General features: G+C 47.4%; 14 protein-coding genes. 8 read left to right on the top strand and 6 right to left on the bottom strand.

Annotated elements, in window-relative coordinates; genetic code table 11:
* Positions 1-111 precede the first annotated feature (111 nt).
* Positions 112-1,017, bottom strand: coding sequence for a fumarylacetoacetate hydrolase family protein (locus AC0OMA_RS06040; protein ID WP_015383297.1), 906 nt, complete (start codon positions 1,015-1,017; stop codon positions 112-114).
* A gap of 154 nt (positions 1,018-1,171) precedes the next feature.
* Here AC0OMA_RS06040 and AC0OMA_RS06035 point away from each other — a divergent pair, with 154 nt between their 5' ends.
* From AC0OMA_RS06035 to AC0OMA_RS06000, 8 genes are all read left to right on the top strand, one after another.
* Entirely contained in the window at positions 1,172-2,095 is a 924-nt protein-coding gene (locus AC0OMA_RS06035; RefSeq protein ID WP_322840018.1) for a CotH kinase family protein, read from the top strand.
* A gap of 145 nt (positions 2,096-2,240) precedes the next feature.
* On the top strand, positions 2,241-2,411 hold the full coding sequence (gene yisI, locus AC0OMA_RS06030) for an aspartyl-phosphate phosphatase YisI (protein WP_003233086.1): 171 nt from the start codon (positions 2,241-2,243) through the stop codon (positions 2,409-2,411).
* A 421-nt stretch (positions 2,412-2,832) separates the two neighbouring features.
* Entirely contained in the window at positions 2,833-3,054 is a 222-nt protein-coding gene (locus AC0OMA_RS06025) for a spore germination protein (protein WP_003233088.1), read from the top strand.
* 14 nt (positions 3,055-3,068) lie between these two features.
* On the top strand, positions 3,069-3,302 hold the full coding sequence (locus AC0OMA_RS06020; protein ID WP_015483061.1) for a spore germination protein GerPB: 234 nt from the start codon (positions 3,069-3,071) through the stop codon (positions 3,300-3,302).
* 23 nt (positions 3,303-3,325) lie between these two features.
* A complete protein-coding gene (gene gerPC, locus AC0OMA_RS06015; RefSeq protein ID WP_014476381.1) occupies positions 3,326-3,943 on the top strand; it encodes a spore germination protein GerPC in 618 nt (205 codons plus the stop codon).
* The gene (gerPD, locus tag AC0OMA_RS06010; RefSeq protein ID WP_014476380.1) at positions 3,940-4,116 is read left to right on the top strand and encodes a spore germination protein GerPD; all 177 of its coding nucleotides are present in this window, start codon (positions 3,940-3,942) and stop codon (positions 4,114-4,116) included. Before gerPC ends, gerPD begins: the two co-directional genes overlap by 4 nt.
* A complete protein-coding gene (locus AC0OMA_RS06005) occupies positions 4,116-4,517 on the top strand; it encodes a spore germination protein GerPE (RefSeq protein WP_046340225.1) in 402 nt (133 codons plus the stop codon). The genes gerPD and AC0OMA_RS06005 overlap by 1 nt, the downstream gene beginning before the upstream one ends.
* A 31-nt stretch (positions 4,518-4,548) precedes the next feature.
* Positions 4,549-4,767, top strand: a complete 219-nt coding sequence (locus AC0OMA_RS06000; protein ID WP_003233096.1) for a spore germination protein — start codon at positions 4,549-4,551, stop codon at positions 4,765-4,767.
* Between the two features lie 36 nt (positions 4,768-4,803).
* On the opposite strand, the gene hlpB is transcribed toward AC0OMA_RS06000, so the two are convergent.
* From hlpB to addB, 5 genes are all read right to left on the bottom strand, one after another.
* On the bottom strand, positions 4,804-5,106 hold the full coding sequence (gene hlpB / locus AC0OMA_RS05995; RefSeq protein WP_003233097.1) for an HNH nuclease-like protein HlpB: 303 nt from the start codon (positions 5,104-5,106) through the stop codon (positions 4,804-4,806).
* 13 nt (positions 5,107-5,119) lie between these two features.
* Positions 5,120-8,512 carry an exonuclease subunit SbcC gene (gene sbcC / locus AC0OMA_RS05990; protein WP_474221972.1) on the bottom strand — a complete coding sequence of 1,131 codons (3,393 nt, stop codon included), beginning with the start codon at positions 8,510-8,512 and terminating at the stop codon, positions 5,120-5,122.
* Positions 8,509-9,684 (bottom strand): exonuclease subunit SbcD, encoded by a 1,176-nt coding sequence (sbcD, locus tag AC0OMA_RS05985; protein ID WP_047182392.1) that lies wholly within the window; start codon positions 9,682-9,684, stop codon positions 8,509-8,511. The genes sbcC and sbcD overlap by 4 nt, the downstream gene beginning before the upstream one ends.
* 71 nt (positions 9,685-9,755) lie before the next feature.
* Positions 9,756-13,454: a helicase-exonuclease AddAB subunit AddA gene (addA, locus tag AC0OMA_RS05980; RefSeq protein WP_474221971.1), complete on the bottom strand. Its 3,699-nt coding sequence runs from the start codon at positions 13,452-13,454 to the stop codon at positions 9,756-9,758.
* Entirely contained in the window at positions 13,441-16,941 is a 3,501-nt protein-coding gene (gene addB, locus AC0OMA_RS05975; protein WP_474221970.1) for a helicase-exonuclease AddAB subunit AddB, read from the bottom strand. The genes addA and addB overlap by 14 nt, the downstream gene beginning before the upstream one ends.
* Positions 16,942-17,078: the final 137 nt, after the last annotated feature.

Genomic DNA, 17,078 nt, shown 5'->3' with positions numbered 1-17,078 from the left:
GTTCCCCCTATCAGATAAATTACCCCACTTATAGTACCATGAACTTGTCCTCTGCCACAAAGATGATTATCAGAAAAAACTGGCGGGTCCGGGTCCGCCCTCCAGTTTTATTCAGCCAATTTGGTTTGACAGCGTTCCGATCGGGTCAATTGTAATATCAATTTTGTCACCTGACCGCAAGAATTTTGGAGGCGTAAACCCCTTGCCGACACCAGACGGCGTACCGGTGGCAATGATGTCGCCCGCTTCAAGCGTCATCCCCTTTGAGAGGGTTTCAATTAATTCCGGAATGGAAAAGATCATATCGCTTGCCGAACCGGATTGGCGCAGCTCGCCGTTGACTCTTGTTTCAACCTTGAGGCGCTCTGGCTCCTGAATAGATGATTTATGTACAAGCACGGGCCCCATCGGACATGTCGTATCCAAGCTTTTTCCGATAAAAAACTGCTTATGCCTTTTTTGCAGATCACGCGCCGTGATATCATTCACAATCGTATATCCGAAAACATGGTCATATGCATCTTCTTTTGAAATGCGGGTCCCGCTTTTTCCGATCACGACAGCAAGTTCTCCCTCATAATCAAGCTGAGAGGTAACCTCTTCATGGCTCTTTACGATATCACCATGCCCCGTAACCGTTATCGGCGATTTTGTAAATACCATCGGATGCTCCGGAATATCAGCCTCGCTTCCCATTTCAATCGCGTGATCCCGGTAGTTTTTGCCGATGCAGATGATATTTTTTGATGGCTTCGGAATGGGTGCATGGAGCTTCACCTCAGATAATGAATACATAAATGATCCCAGCTCATCATTCGGTTTCTTTGCCCACTCGGCCAGCTGCCTTGCATGCGCAACGAATTTATCCCCTTCTGCGATACATTCAATCAGCGATCCCGGAATCGTCTCAAGTTCAAACAGTTTTTTTTCAGCCTTTTGCAAATCCATAATTTTCTCATCGTCAATGATCAGGCCGACAAACATTCGGTTGTAAAGTTCCCCTGTCGCAAATTTCATGTTATTCCTCCATCATCTTTTAAATCAGAATGCTCCTTCATGTATTCTCTGTCGAATGCTGAAATCCCTTTTTCTCAATTCCGTTTTCATTTCGTTTCAGGACGGGCTTGCTCTACATATCATACAAATGTCGTTTTGAGAAGGAGGAAAGAATATGGAACGCGTGCATTTATTTTTTCATCGGGAGCAGCTGAAAAGGAAAGGTACTGCCAAGGGGCTTTTCGTAACAGATCGATCTGTTTCTCCCATTCTTCTCACACAGCGTGACAGAGCGGAAAAGGCATCCTATGAAATCAGCTGGGAAAAGTCTCTGCTTGGTGAAAGGACACTTTTTTTGAATGCAGAACAGGATGATCCGTCCCTGATGCGGCGCAGACTCGCCTATTGTTTTTTTGACCAGATCGGCGTACCTGCTCCCGCTGCCTCGTACAGCTTTCTGACAATCAATGGCCAGCCTGAAGGCATTTATTTGAACATCAAGAACCATCAGCCAGCCGGTAAAACGAGTTACGGAGCAAAGACGGCCGATCCAAGGGTTCCGTTGTCCCTTTTTAACAATGATTCCTCGGCATTCTTACATGAATTTTTCATACTGATCCGCACAGCCGGAGATGACGAATTGGCTGAAAGGATTAAATTGTATCTGGATGTCAAGCTGTTTTTTTTGTGGCTGATCGGCAACGCCTGCACCAATCAAGGCTTTTACTACACATTTTGTTTAAACGAATCCGGTCGGCTTTACGTTTCCCCGATGGAGACAAGATCGCTTGCCGTACAAGAATGGTATGAAGAAGACCCGCTTCTGGCAAAAGGAAAGACGCTTTCCTCAAGGCTTCTATCCATTACCGCCTTCCGGTCGCAATATCACACCTTAATGAAAAACGTGCTGAAGCGGTCGTTTACTATTGAACGATTATCTCCTCTCATCAACGAATGGTACCTTGACATTTGTCAAAGTGCTGCTGATGATCCTTTTATCAAAAAAAGCCCCTTTCAGATCGAAAAGGAGCAGACAAACATACTTAGAGAAATGGAGGAACGGCAGGACTTTTTGCAAGCACACTTAGCAAGACTTTAGTCCTTTCTCCATTAAAAAAGGCCGCAGCAAAAATTGTCGCTTTTTTAGTCAAATTGACGAAAGGCAACCTTTTGAGCCAAAATAGGTTATACTAACGATATCCTGTATTTATATCAAAATAAAATCTAGAATTGGAGATAGCGTAATGAACAGTAAAATTGAAGAAATGAGGATCACACTAATTGAAACCGCACAAAAATACGGCATGAATTCAAAAGAAACGATTCAATGCAGCCAAGAGCTGGATATCCTGCTGAATACCCGGATTAAAGAAGAAATGATTTTTGGGAGATATCTTGAAAACTCCCGTATGTAAATCATTTTCTATAACGATTAGAATACACCACATGTAACTCCGCTTTTTGCTCAGCACTTCTGAGATATACCTCAGGGCGAGAATGTGCCCGCCCAAAAATCGAATACCGCAGCACGACATACTCCAAAAAGCATTCTACACGCAAAAACACCAAAGAAATAAACAAAAATCACCATAGGCGGATAGCGGCATCCTTCGCCGCAATTCCGCTCAATTTATACCCAACATCCTCTTTTGCCATGTTTAAACATAACGGCACGAAAAATAAAACGCTTTCATCAAGAGCCGATATGTCCCCTTTAAATTTCTCTCACACATATGTGCGTTTGTCATAAGCTATCGTGAATAGCCCAATTGAAATCAGAATTGTCATTTCACTTTACCTGTCTTTTTTTAATTTTTCAACAAAGGATGTGCTCGTATGCCGGCCATTGTCGGAGCGTTTAAAATTAATGCGATTGGTACGAGCGGAGTCGTTCACATCGGGGACTGCATTACGATTTCTCCTCAGGCTCAGGTCAGAACGTTTGCCGGTGCTGGCAGCTTTAATACCGGCGACAGCCTCAAGGTGATGAATTATCAAAACGCGACGAATGTGTATGACAATGATGCGGTTGATCAGCCGATCGTGGCCAATGCGTAAAAGGAGTGAGGCTCATGAACTTCTATATTAATCAAACCATTCAAATCAACTATCTCCGGCTGGAATCAATCAGCAACTCCTCCATTCTGCAAATCGGGAGCGCCGGATCAATCAAGTCTCTGTCAAATTTGTATAATACAGGGAGTTATGTAGAGGCCGCACCTGAGGTAGCCTCCGCGGGGCAGCCAGTTGAATTACAGGGGCCTTCTACAGGTTCATTGGTCCCGCTCCAGCCTCCTGGCCGTTAATCATATGAAAGAGGTGAAAGAACATGTATGATCAATCTGTTTCCTCTTACCTGCAAAACTTGAATTCCTTCGTTCAGCAGCAGGCGATTCACATTCAGCAGCTCGAACGTCAGCTGAAAGAGATTCAAACTGAAATGAATACGATGAAACAGCGGCCGGCCACTACCATTGAGCGTGTGGAGTATAAATTTGATCAGCTGAAAATCGAAAGGCTCGACGGGACTTTGAATATCGGCTTAAATCCGACTGACCCGAACAGCGTCCAAAACTTTGAAGTCAGCCAGTCGACACCGCAAATCGGGATGATGCAGCAGGAAGAGAGCGCTCAGCTCATGCAGCAGATCCGCCAGAATGTCGACATGTACTTAACCGAGGAAATCCCAGATATTTTGGAACAGCTTGAAAACCAATATGACAGCAGACTTGACGATACAAACAGACATCATGTCATTGAAGACATCAGAAAACAAATGGACAGCCGGATTCACTATTATATGTCCCATATCAAAAAAGAAGAAAATACACCGCCTGCACAATATGCAGAACATATCGCTGAGCATGTGAAGCGTGATGTCATCCGCGCTGTAGAACACTTTCTGGAGCATATTCCATCAGAAATGAAAGGAGATGAGCAAGCATGATCTTTACAGTCATCAACCGCAGCTTGGAAGTCGGGGACATCCGGATGAACGGTGTGTCCAGTTCCTCCGTTTTCCACATCGGAGACACTGAATCCATCTACCTGTCTTCTATTTTTGATACACCGCCTGAATCTCTTATCATCGGGCCGTTTGCTCCGATTGCGCCAGAATAATGCTTAAACGCATATCACGCATCAGACTAGTTAAGTTTAATTCCCTCGGGATCGCAAGTGTGTTTCAAGTTGGCGACACAAATGAAATCGATATGAGTGTAAAAGTATTTGCTGTTCAGCGTTCTCGGTCCACGTTTTACCATAATGAAGGCTCATTTAACAAAAAGGAGTATCAGATCTTTCAGCAGCAGGCAGTGAAGCCGATTCCCGAAACAGGTGTACAAAGCGCATTTTGCCACGAGGTGCCGGCTATTTATGTTCGCAGCATCAAAATTCAAGGGGTGTCCGCCTCTTCTGTTTTACATGCTGGTTCAGCTTCGCTTATCCGCGGTGATGCGAGAATCAAACATATCAGACAGATTCAGTCTCCGCGCTCACAATCGCCCGCCAAGAACATATAATAAACAGAGACTTCGATAAAGGGTGTCGTTTATGCCAGCAATTGTCGGGCCTATAGCTATCAATTCCATATCGGGCGGAGTCGTAAACTTTGGTGATTCCTTTTACCTTTCTCCGAAAAGCTCTTCAAAATCTGCGCTCGGTTCGGGAGCAGGAAACACGGGAGATTTCCTTCTATTAAATAACGCAGTCAACGCGACAAATTATATAGACCCCGATGTCAACGATCAGGATATGGTTGGAAACGGATAAAAGCAGCCGCTCTGCAAAGAGAGGGCTGCTTTTTAGTCATTTTTTCTTTTTTCGTTCATTTGATTTCTTTGTTTTGATCAGCTTCTCAGGCGGCTGTTTTCTGATCCATTTGACAAACCGGGCAAGCTCTGGATCGCTTCTGAGTTCAGCCATTCCGTTTAAACGTACAGCGAGCTCTTGATTGGTATATAAGGCATGAATCTGTTTATGGCAAGGAATACAGAGCATCGCTGTCGGCAAAAACGTTCCGCCTTCCTCTTTCGGTGTGAGATGATGCTCTGTCAGCTGGACATCGCTCCGGCCGCACAGCTCACATATTCCGGCAGTCTGCTTTGCCATATCCGCTCCTCCCTTACATCAACTCAAGTGATACCCGCGTACCGCGGCCGCTCGGTTCAGCCGGATGGACGATCAGCTTTTTCGGAAGCCGTGCACGCAGTTCCTGCACATGGCTGATGACACCGACAGCCAGATTGTCTGACTGAAGTTTTTCCAAGGCCGTTACAACCGTATCAAGCAGATCTTGATCCAGTGTGCCGAAGCCTTCATCTAAGAAAAAGAACTGAAGCGGGTATTCCCCGCGAAGCTGGATCTGCGCAGACAGCGCAAGAGCAAGTGAAAGCGAGGTGAGGAAGGTCTCTCCTCCAGACAAACTGGAAACCGGGCGTCTTACGCCTCCATTCGCGTCATCCCGCATCACGAAGCCGCCTTCTGAATCTACTTCGATGGCATAGCGCTGTCTTGTCAGCATACTGAGTCTTGCTGAGGCGTCCCTCGCAACGCTTTCAAGCTGCTCCTCAGCTAAAAATTCGACGAAGGTATTGCCTTTAAACACAGCTTGCAGCTTGTCCAGCCTGTCGATATGCGTCTGCCATTTTTTCAGTTCAGCTTCAATTTCATTAAACCGTTTATGATGTTCGCGAATGACAGCCAGTGCTTTTGCTGCCGCGCCTTTTTCCTCTATAGCAATGCCAAATGCGTCCTCAGCTTCTTGTAATGCTGCAACGGTTTCGTTCCATTCGCTCTCTGATAATGCTCTGCCGGCAAGTATCTCTGCTACTCGTTTTAAGTTTGCAGCATTTTGCTTCATTTTATCCATAAACTGGTCTATGCCGGTTTTCATCTTTTCAAGTTCATCAGCTGGGATGAGACTTTGTTCAACCTCCTCAGTCCGGGTAATGGAGGTGTTTTTTGTATGCTCAAGCCAAGCAGCTTTTGCTTTTTCCAATCTGCCCTTCGCCTCTTGAAGAGTGAGCTCGCTTGCAGAAGCGCGGCTTTTCGCCTGGTTGAGCTTCATTTGGGCGCTTTGCAGTTCTTCATATAAAGATTGTTCTTTTTCCTTTAACAGCTTTAGATCCTGCTGGACAGAGCGGAGTTTGATTTGAATCGAATCTCCTTTTGCATAATCTCCGAGTTCGTGCTCATAATCAGCTATCACGCTCTTGATGCGTTCAGCCGCATAATGAAGCTCCAGCTTTTCCCGTTCAAGCCGGTGTCCAGATTCCCGCAGTTTTTCCTTTTGTGCTTCATGCTCAGCAAGAAACGCGATACTCTTCTCAATTCGTTTTTCACATTCTTCTGCAGCCCGGTCCTTTTCTTCAATGGCTTGCTGCCATTTTTCTGCTTCGTCCACAGATTGATTCTGAAATGCTTCTTTAAACATGTTCAGACTGCCGTCCATTGAGGATTGAAGCTCGCTGATGATGCTTTCAATACGGTCAGCTTCTCTTTTTTCAAAACCGATTTTTTCATTAAGCTGCTCGGCCTTTTTTAAAGACTCCTGATAGGCGCCAATCATTTGTGCCATTCGTGTCTTAACAGAAAGAATGTCCTGCTTGATTCGTTTCCATTCAAATTTGGCAGTTTCAAATGCTTCATACACCGGCTGATGTTCGAAGGAAGCTGCCGCTTCAAGGTTCTGTGCTTGAATTGTCTGCAAAAACGGACACTGTTCAATAAAGCGCGCGGACTGTTCTTCAAGCGTAATTTTGGCTGAAAGAATCTCCTGGCTGAGAGCTGCAGCTTCCGTCAATAACACATCTGTCCGTTTGATGTCCTCTTCAAGATGGCTGTCGGCTTCATACGTTTCATGTACTGAGGCAGATGGATCATGATCGGTTGAACCGCATACCGGGCAAGGCTTTCCGGCAGTCAGCTTTTGGGCTAACTCTTTTGTCAGCAGTGCCACCCTTGCTTTTTCACGCTGTAAGTGAAGCGTGTGTTGACTCTTTCTAGTCTCTTCCGTCATACGTGTTAATGAGCGTTCCGTTTCGCACACCAAATGGTACACAGTTTGAACTGCCTCATATGCCTGAATGATGTTGTTTTCTTCTGCTTCCGTCTTTTGAACGAGTGTATTCTTCTCTTCATTTATCTTCTGAAGCACGAGGTTCAATTCGTCACTTCGTTTTTTCTCTTTTTTGATTTGTTCCTCGGTTTGTCTGATGCGCAATGCCATTTCTGCGGCCTGCTGGCAGCTTTTTCGCTCATCGGATGTCACCTGCAGGGATTTGAGCTGCTGTTTCAATTCTGTCTGTCTGTTTTGCCCTCGTGTCAGGCGGTCTGTTACGGTCTCTAATTCATTCATGACAGATTGAAGAGCCTCTTCTTTCTGGCGAAGGTCAGCCTTTTTGCGCTCTTCCTCTTGCTTGGCCTCACTCAGTTTGATTTCGATTTCCTGCAAGCGTGAAAGCTGTTCCTGTTTGGTTAAAAGCTCAGGCTCTTTCTCGCTTTTATGCTGGCGCCACGCTTCATACTCTTCATGTTTTTGCTGAAAGAAAGCTGTCCGGTCTGCTAAATCCTTTTGGGCTAGCGTTTGTTCCTTTTCAGCTTGCTCCTCATGCTGGATCGCTTCTGCGTACCGGTCCGCATAGGGCTTAAGGGCTGCTGCTGTTTCTGCTTCCAGCAGGCGTTTTTGCATACTGTCTATATGCGGCTGTTCTTCTGCGAGACGTTTTTCCTCTTCTTCATAAGCGGATTTTTCCTTTTGGACATTCCATATCTCCTGATGCTCTGTAAACCGCTCCTTCGCCTGATTACGGTTCTTCCTCATCGCTTCCAGCCGGGCTTCAGCTTGTTCGAGAGCCTTTTCAGCCTGCTCAACTGCCTCTGAGCTCGCCTCACCGAGACCGGACTGTTCAGCAAGCATTTCATTTTTTCTCGCATTGGCTTCCTGCGCCTGCCGTCTCAGCTTTTTCACAAGCCTGTCTCCATATTGCTCCAAATTAAATAAACGCTGAAGCATATGCCTGCGCTCTGCCCCTTTTAAAGACAGAAATTCAGCAAATTTCCCTTGGGGCAGCACCACCGCTCTCGTAAAATCGTCGATCGTCAGCCCTAAGAGCTCCTCAACTCTTTTATTCACTTCGCTGGCTTTATCAGCCAGCACCGTATGCTCATCCTTGATTTCGATGAAGCGGCAAAGTGCCGTTTTCACCTTCATTTCATCCGTTCTCTTAAACACACGCTCGACTTTGTATGAGATTTGGTGATTCGTCTGAAGCGCAAAGGTAAAGGAAACAGACAGCGTATCTTCCGCCTGGTTTAAGATACCGTGCGTATTATTCGCCGCCCGTTCCACCTTTCCGTATAAAGCAAGCGTCATTGCGTCGAGAATAGAGGATTTACCGCTTCCTGTCGGGCCGAAAATGCCGAAAACACCGGCACCGGAAAGGCCTTCAAAATCTATCGTCTGCTCCTCTCTAAAGCTATGGAGCCCCTTAATGCTTAAAGCGATCGGCTTCATTTCGCATCCTCCTCTTCAACGCCTGATGCAAGCTCTAAAAACAGCTTCACCATTTCTTCATCCGGCATCGCACCGCCAGTTTGTTTTTCATAAAATTTCTTAAAGCGGTCCTCGATTGAGACATGTTTAACCTCGATCCGTTCCCGGTCTTTGTTCTGTTCTTCAAAAACCGGCCTGATATGGATAAAGCCCGGGTGCGCCTTCCGCAGCCTGTGAATCTCTTCAAGTGACAGCTGGTCCGCGACACGGATTTCCAGGTCAATCCAAGCATTCTGATCTCTGCCTTCATCCAGCCAGCTATATACCTCACTCAATCCATTTGCCGCTTTCCACTTCACAAGTGGCTTGCCGCTTGATAATAACACCTCTTGCCAAGTGGCCTCTTCCCCAGGCTTTGCGTCCACAATCGTCACTGATTTAGCGTAGCCCGCTTCAGAAAAGCTGTAGGCGAGCGGAGATCCTGAATAACGCGCAAGCGTCCGCGCCCGCTTGATCGTTTGCGGGCGATGCAAATGGCCGAGCGCAACGTAAGCGGCATCTGCCGGCAGGCTTTCAGCAGCCACCGTGTATGCACCGCCGACTTCAATCGGCCGCTCTGAATCGGTTTGGTTTCCGCCTGCCACATAAATATGGCTGGCGGCAATCTTCACTGCATCGTTCCGGAACCGGCTTGTCATATGCTCAAACGCCTGCCTGATTTTCACATCATAGTGATCACGGAGCAGCTTTTCATCAAACGTATCGGATAGCACTTCATTTAACCGCGCTTCAGATGGGTACGCCAGTGCTCCAACCGCCAAAAGCTCTCCTGCTGAAGGCACTTCAATATGAATCGGCTCTGTTGTCGGATAACCGATTAAATGAATGCCGTTTTCATGTGTCAGCGGTGAAGCGGCGGACAAACGGTCAGGATTATCGTGGTTTCCGGCAATGACGACGATCGGGCGCTTTCCTCTGTCGCTAAGCGCAGACAGGCTTTCATAAAACAGCTGCTCGGCTAAAGCTGGCGGGTTTACGGTGTCAAATGCATCCCCCGCCATTACAATGGCATCGATCTGCTCATCCTTTACAATCGTATTCATTTCATCCAGCACATCGGCCTGTTCACTCAGCCTGCTTCTTCCTTCAAGCGTTTTTCCAAGATGCCAGTCAGCCGTATGTAAAATCCGCAAATGCTTTCACCTCTCTTTTATATAGAAAACGAGACCCGCTCCGCCTAAAATTCCGGAGCTTATGGATCTCGCTATAATGTGAGAATGTGCCCCCCGTCAAAGAAATAAAGCGCACATCCCTTTACCTTTGTTTTTGCAATTTGCTCAACTGCCTTTGTGTACAGCTGAATTTGCGTTTCATATCGTTTCTTCAAGATCGGGACCGCTCCTTCAAATCCATGCTGGAATTTGCCCTCAATCCGGTCCGACTTATAATCCAATAGATATAATCCGTCCTCAGTTTCATAGAGACAGTCAATGATACCCTGAACTAAAAGCGGCTCATCCGCCTCCTGTGCATCAGGATAGATCTCCTTGGCCGGAAGCGCTAAGCTGAATGGTATTTCCCGGTCCTTCCACTTAGCGCCGATCAGCTGTCCGCCGATTTCTGTATGGAAAAATTGCACGATTTCTTCTATATCAATAGCGTCTTTTTGTTCTTCAGTGAGAAGCTCTTTTTCATAAAGCCTTTGAACCGTCTGCTCAGCTTCTTCTATCGACGGTACATGTGACAGCGGGATATGCTGCATAACCGTATGCATGGCAGTCCCTTTCTCTGCAGCTGTCAGGCCTTTTTTCATCATAAAAGCGGGACGTCTGTACAGAATGCTTCCATCAGCCGGTTTTACAGGGGCCCTGCCGCTGTATTCATCCTCGTACTCTCTTTTTCTTTTGATCTCAGAAACCGATTGCTTTGTCTGAATTTGCGTCACCTCGTGATGCGGGTATGTCCAGCTCAGCTGCTTGCGGGCTTTTTCATCAAACGCAAACGAGCCGGGAACTGGTTCACCTCGGCGGATCGCTTCTAGGCGCTCGCTTTTTTCTTCCATTCTTTCTTCCAGATCATCATCAAGCAAATCATAGGAATGGATCATTTGAACGGCAAAACGAGCCGGGTGATCTGAGATATCAGCGTGAGCTGGCACACCAGCCAAATCCTCCAAGTCTCTGTGCCTGGCAAGAGCCGGCCCGATGAAATCTAGATACGTTTTCGCCTGATAGCGGTCAAATTCCGGCAGAAGCCAATCAGTTTGGGACGCGGATGCCTGCCATTTTGCAAGCTGTTTCTGATGATCCTTACATGAGCCAATCAGAAACAGCTTTTCCTTCGCTCTCGTTAATGCAACATAGAGAACACGCAATTCCTCTGACAGCAGCTCCCTGCGCATTTTTTTCTTCATCGCAATGAGCGGAAGTGTCGGATAGCTGATGCGTAATTGCGGATGAATATACTTCGTGCCAAATCCGAGCTCCTTGTCCAGCAGGTACGATTTATTTAAATCCATCATGTTGAAATTCCGGCCGAGACCTGCTGCAAACACGACTGGAAATTCGAGCCCTTTGCTGCTGTGGATCGTCATTAAGCGGACAACATCCTCCTGCTCGCTGAGCGCTCTCGCCGTACCAAGATCATCGCCCCGCTCCTGCATGCGTTCGATAAACCGCAGGAAACGGAACAAGCCGCGAAATGCCGTTGATTCATATTGACGCGCCCTGTCATAAAGAACACGCAAATTGGCCTGGCGCTGTTTTCCGCCCGGCATCCCGCCGACATAATCCATATATTTGGTGTCGCGGTACACTTCCCAAATCAGCTCAGATACTGAGTGGTTTTTCGAAAACGCGCGCCATTTTTGCAGATGTCCGTAAAACGTATTTAACTTTTGATAAAGCTCATCGTTCCGGTCACCAGCAGCCAGGTAGTCTTTCATCGCCTCATAGTACGGCGCTTTTTTATTTTCAAGCCGGATCAAAGACAGCTCGTTTTCATCTGCTCCGACAATCGGCGAGCGCAGCACAGAGGCAAGCGGTATATCTTGATACGGATTATCAATCACCTTCAGCACAGAAAGCGCGACGGCGACTTCGACCGCTTCAAAATAGCCTGACGTTAAATTGGCGTAAATCGGTATGCCCTGTGCTCTCAGCTCCTCCATGATTTGCGGAGCCCACGGCATCGAACGGAGCAAAATCACGATATCTCGGTATTGAATATTGCGATGTGTTTTCTTTTTTCCGTCATACACCTTAAATGGCGATGAAATCAGCTTGCGAATTTCCTTAGCGATGGCTTTTGCCTCAAACTGCACCGTTTCAAGCTCTTCTGCTTCCTCGCTTGCATCCGTATCTTCTGCGTTGTCGATCAGCAGCAGCTCTGTTTCCGTCTCGTCATTGTCCGGATACGTTGCACCAAGCTTCAGCTCAGCCTGCTCGTCATAATCGACCTCACCGATTTTGCCGCCCATCAGCTGTTTAAATAAAAAGTTTGTGCTGTCTAAAATATCAGCCCGGCTTCGGAAATTTTTATTTAAATCGATTTTCCGCCCCGTGCCTTCTCCGCTCTCTGTAAATCGTTTGTATTTAGAAAGGAAAAGAAGCGGCTCCGCAAGCCTGAATCGATAAATCGACTGTTTGACATCTCCTACCATAAACAGGTTACCGGTCTCCTCCGGCCCGCTTGTGACAAGCTGCAGAATCGACTCCTGCACGAGGTTGGTATCCTGATATTCATCAACGAGCACCTCATGAAACTGTTCCTGATAAAACCTCGCAGCCTCGCTCGGCTCACGTTCACCTTTGTCATTCTCAGCTGTCAAAATCGCTAAACAGTAATGCTCCAAATCAGAAAAATCGATGATTGATTTTTCCTGTTTCGCAGCTTCGAATCGTTTTCCATAGCTGATGACAAGCTGTACGAGCGTTTCAATGACAGGCTTCATCTCGGCTAGGCTTTTCAAGTGCTGTTCAGGACTTCGCGTGAAGTAGTCGGTTTTGAGCTTTTCAAGCAGTTTTTTTGCGCCGTTTCTCAAATCTGTCGCCTCATCAAGGAGCGCTGGATCGAACTCATCCCCTTTTACTGCTTTGGCACGCTTAAAAGAGACGGCGGGCACCCGCTTATATAGTTCACTGAAATCGTCCTGATGCTGAATCAGTTCATCAATCTGCGCAAGATCATCAAGAAAATTGTCAGCACGCGGCGCCGGGCCGCCCGGCGCTTTCGTCAGCTCAAGCGCGCGCAAGAGCTTTTCCTTCGCCCCGTTAAGCACCATCGCAATATCTTCTTTGACATATTGATAAAACGGCAGCTCCTCGATGGCGTTCTTTTCTGATACATCATACAAATGAACAAAGCTTTCCAGCCACGCCTCGGGGTTGGGATGGGATCGGGAATACTCGTACACCTGTTTAACGAGAAATTGCAGATCCAGATCGTGCCGGTCTGTCGTATAGCGGTCAACAAGCTCAAAAAATGCCTTTTCACCCTTTGCATATTCGTCTTCAAACAGCTCGTCAAGCACTTCATCACCGAGCAGCTCGCCTTCCGTCTGATCAGCTATCCGAAAGCCCGGATCAAGATCGATCAAGTAGTAATATTTCTTCAGCACTTGCAGGCAAAAGGAATGAAGCGTCGAAATGCTGGCCCGGTTTAAAAGAGACAGCTGGCGTCTGATATGCAGCGAGCCGGGGCGCTGTACAAGCTCTTTTTCCAAGGCTTCTGCGATTCGGTGCTTCATCTCTGCCGCTGAGGCGTTTGTAAATGTCACAACGAGAAGACGGTCTACATCTATTGGGTTTTCCTCCGCGGTGATTTTCCGAATCATTCGTTCAACGAGCACAGCGGTTTTACCAGAGCCCGCAGCCGCTGCCACAAGAATATCCTGGCCGGTTGAAACAATGGCATTCCATTGGTCATCTGTCCATGTGCTGTCTGCCGGTTTAGGAATGTTCATTGCCATCCGCCTCCTTTTTTATCCACTCAAGTATTGTCTTGTCCTTTTCAGCCTTTAATGGGCGATACTCGTTTTCTTCCAGTGATTCATCAAATTGGCATACTGATTTGAACGCACAGTATGTGCACGGCGTCTTGTTCTTCATTTTGTACGGCTCAATGGATACGCGCCCGTCGGTGATTTGTTCGCCCGCTTCCTGGAAGGTGCGGCGCACATGCTTTGTCAAAAGATCAAATTCCTTTTCACCGACTGCTGCCGAGTCTGATCTAAGAGATCCGTCTTTTTTCAAGCCGGCGTTTATGATATTTGACCGTCCCTCTTGAAGGGTTGTATCCATGAGGCGAACCACTTCCTGATCACCGAGGAGCAAGCCCTTCATTTTAAATTTCTTAAAGATCTCCTGTTCAATCTCGTCAAGCCCAAGCGGGAGATTAGATTGAATCATCGGGTCATGAATATGGAAATACAGCACTCCGGCAGGCGTCGCCCTCATCCCGAGCCAGTCAGCTGAATGTGTAATCGATAAATCAAGGTACGTCAGCATTTGCAGTGCCAATCCGTAATATACTTCCGCTAAGTCAAGCCCTTTGTCGCTTGATTTATAATCGACAATCCTGAGGAGCAGGCCTTTTGAGCTTTCAGCCTTATCAACACGGTCAATTCGCCCGACGAGTTCCATCGTACAGCCGTTTTTCAGTTGAAAGGTCAGCGGCGGAAGCGGCCCTTTTCCTCCAAAGCCCAGTTCAAGCCCGATCGGTACGAATCCGCTCGCTTTCGCATGCTCGCTTAAAATGCCGGACACACGTGTCACAATTTTTTGCAGTTTTTCCTTCACATAATAATGCCGGTTTGAGCTGAGCAGAATTTCCTTTTGCAGTTTCGGTGCCAGCCGCTCTACCGCATCATAGGAAAACAGCTCGCACTGCTCCTTCGTTAAATCGCGCCAATCCAGCTTTTGCTCACGCAGCCTGTCAGAAATCAGCTTTAAGCTGGAATGAAACAGCTGGCCGATATCCGGTGCTTCAAGCTTGAAGAATTGCCGTTCCTTCAAATGCAGCCCGTGTGACGCAAAATGGGAAAACGGGCATGCGTTAAAGGTTTCCATTCTCGATACACTGCCCTGAATGCGTTCCCCATAGAGCTGTCTCGACACGCTGCGTTCAAGCTGCTTCACTTCATTCCGGAAAAACAGGCTTGAGAACAGCTTTTTCGACTGCAGCCTGTCCGGCTCACTCATCAGCACATTGTACGTGCTCCACCAGACGTCGCTGATGTCGTATTCCCGTGTCCATAACCTGAGCTGGCTCGCGGTAAAGGACTGTGCCACGCTTTTATTCACGACATACATCAGCTGTTCCTCATCGCTGACCTGTTCAGGTTCATTTGTTAACAGGCGCTCCTTATGATGCGGAAACAGTTCTTCCAGCCGCTTAACGATCATCGACGGCAAAAGCGTTTTTCCTTCCGCATCAGCAATCGGATACGATACGTAAAGCCGGTCAGACGGACTTGAAAACGCCATGTAGATGAGGAAGTGCTCATCAAGCAAACGCTCCCGTCCGCCTGAGGATAGCTCAACCCCTATCGTTTTCAGCCATTCCCGGTCATCATCCGACAGGACCCCGTTTTCATCAGGGCGTGCCGGCAGAACGCCGTCGTTTGCCCCGAGCACAAAGGTGCAGGAGGTGCCATACATTCTGGACAAATCCATATTGCCGACAAACACCTGGTCAAGCGCAGGCGGAATTAGAGAAAATGTAAGCGACTCCGCGCCGGCTTCTATCATTTGCTGAAACAAATCAAGAGAAATCTCATCGTCTCCCATCATTTCAACAAACTCCTCAAGCAGCTGAATGACTGCGTCCCACGCCTGCTGATGCTGCTGCGCTTCAATGATTCTGCCGTCATCCTCAGCACGCTGCCTTTCCTGATCCAGCTTCAGCGGCACATCCGTCTCTTCTAAATAACGATAGAGCGACTCCGCCTTCTCTTGAACCGTCTTCGCTTTTTTCATGCGTTTTTGAAGCTGAAAAAGCGGCGGAACAATCCAATCGCGGGTGTCATTCAACATGTTTTCCATTTCGATTTCCTGATCAGTCTGCGCAAAATCATCATCCAATGACACAAAACGCCTGTATTGGAACCGATCGCCCTTTGTCCAGCGGTCGCCTTTAATACCATAGGCGATACAGTAATTTTCGAGCTGATCGACCTGTTCTCTCACTTTGGCCTTCGGTTCATTGAGCGGGAATAGCAGTTCGGTTTTCACGCAGCGAAACACCGCTTCATAACGCCAATTCCCTTTCAGAACATCAAGGCTTGACCGGATAAATTCAATTAACGGATGGTTCAGCATAGATGCTTTTCCGTCAATGAAATAAGGAATCTCGTAATCTGCGAAAACTTCCTTCACCATATCCTTGTAGTCTTCCGGCTGGCGCGCAAGAATTGCTACATCCTTATAGCGATATCCCTTCTCTCTGACTAGGGCGTGAATTTCCCGGGCAATGCCTTCCAGCTCAGCTCGTCTGTTTGCGGCCTGCATCACAGTAAGGGCTTCTTGTTTTTCTGCGTATGGAACGGCCGGACGCGCTTCATACTGTGCCTCTAGATGCGCCAATTCCGGCGTCTTTGTATGCCGCTCAGTCCCGCTCAGCTCTTTATACGTAATGTCCAAATTCAGTTCCTTCGCCTTCTGATGCAGGCGGTAATAGGTTTTCCCCGTCATTCTGAACAATTCCAGTTCATGCGGCTCCCGCTCATATGACGGCTTGTCCGCTGTGAGCGAAAACGTGATATGCTCCGCATGAACCATAAGCTGCTCCAACACCCTGAATTCCTGCGGTGTAAACTGATAAAAGCCATCCACATAGATATGGGCGCCTTTTATATCTTCCGCAAGCGGGATATGCTCTGCCAGCAATGTCAAATAATCCTCAGAGTGAAGATATTGGTCTGCGAGGCTTTTTTCCATTTGCTGATACAGAATTGATAAGTCATGGAGCTTTTCAGATAAAACACGTTCTCCGCGATACTCGGAAGCCGTTCCGCTTTCCGCCATCCGGCGGATATCCTCCGGTTCCAGACAATAGCGCTTAAACTCTGTCAGCATCCGCTCAACCTGTGCGGTAAACCCGCTTTTGTCACTCGCTTTTTGATAGACTTTGAACTCCTGTTTATGCTCCTCAATGAGCTTCCGCAGGAGCATTTGTACGCCGGTGCTCGTCAGAAACGGCCTGCTCATTCCTCCCGTATGCTGGAGGACGCGCCAAGCCAATCGTGAAAAACTGAACACTTGAGCGCGTATCATCCCGCCCATATCTGGCGTTTTAGCAAGCTCGTATTCCATTAAAAACGTCATTTGATCCGGGACTAGAAAAATGATCGGCTTCCCGAATGGAGCCCGGCGCAATTCATCCTGAATGCTGTTGATGATCAGCTTCGTTTTTCCACTCCCGGACCTGCCTACTAAAAACTCTGCTCCCAAATTAGAAGACCCCTCTCTTTTTATCTCTATATATTTTATCGAATGTTGACGAAAATGACCAATCTGATCTATTGGTAAAAACGGCCTTTTCACATATAAAAAGCTGATTATCTCCGCACATCTCTCCCTGCCCAACA

Source organism: Bacillus sp. AMCV2 (assembly GCF_056033925.1).
This window is presented reverse-complemented; position numbering and strand designations above follow the sequence as displayed.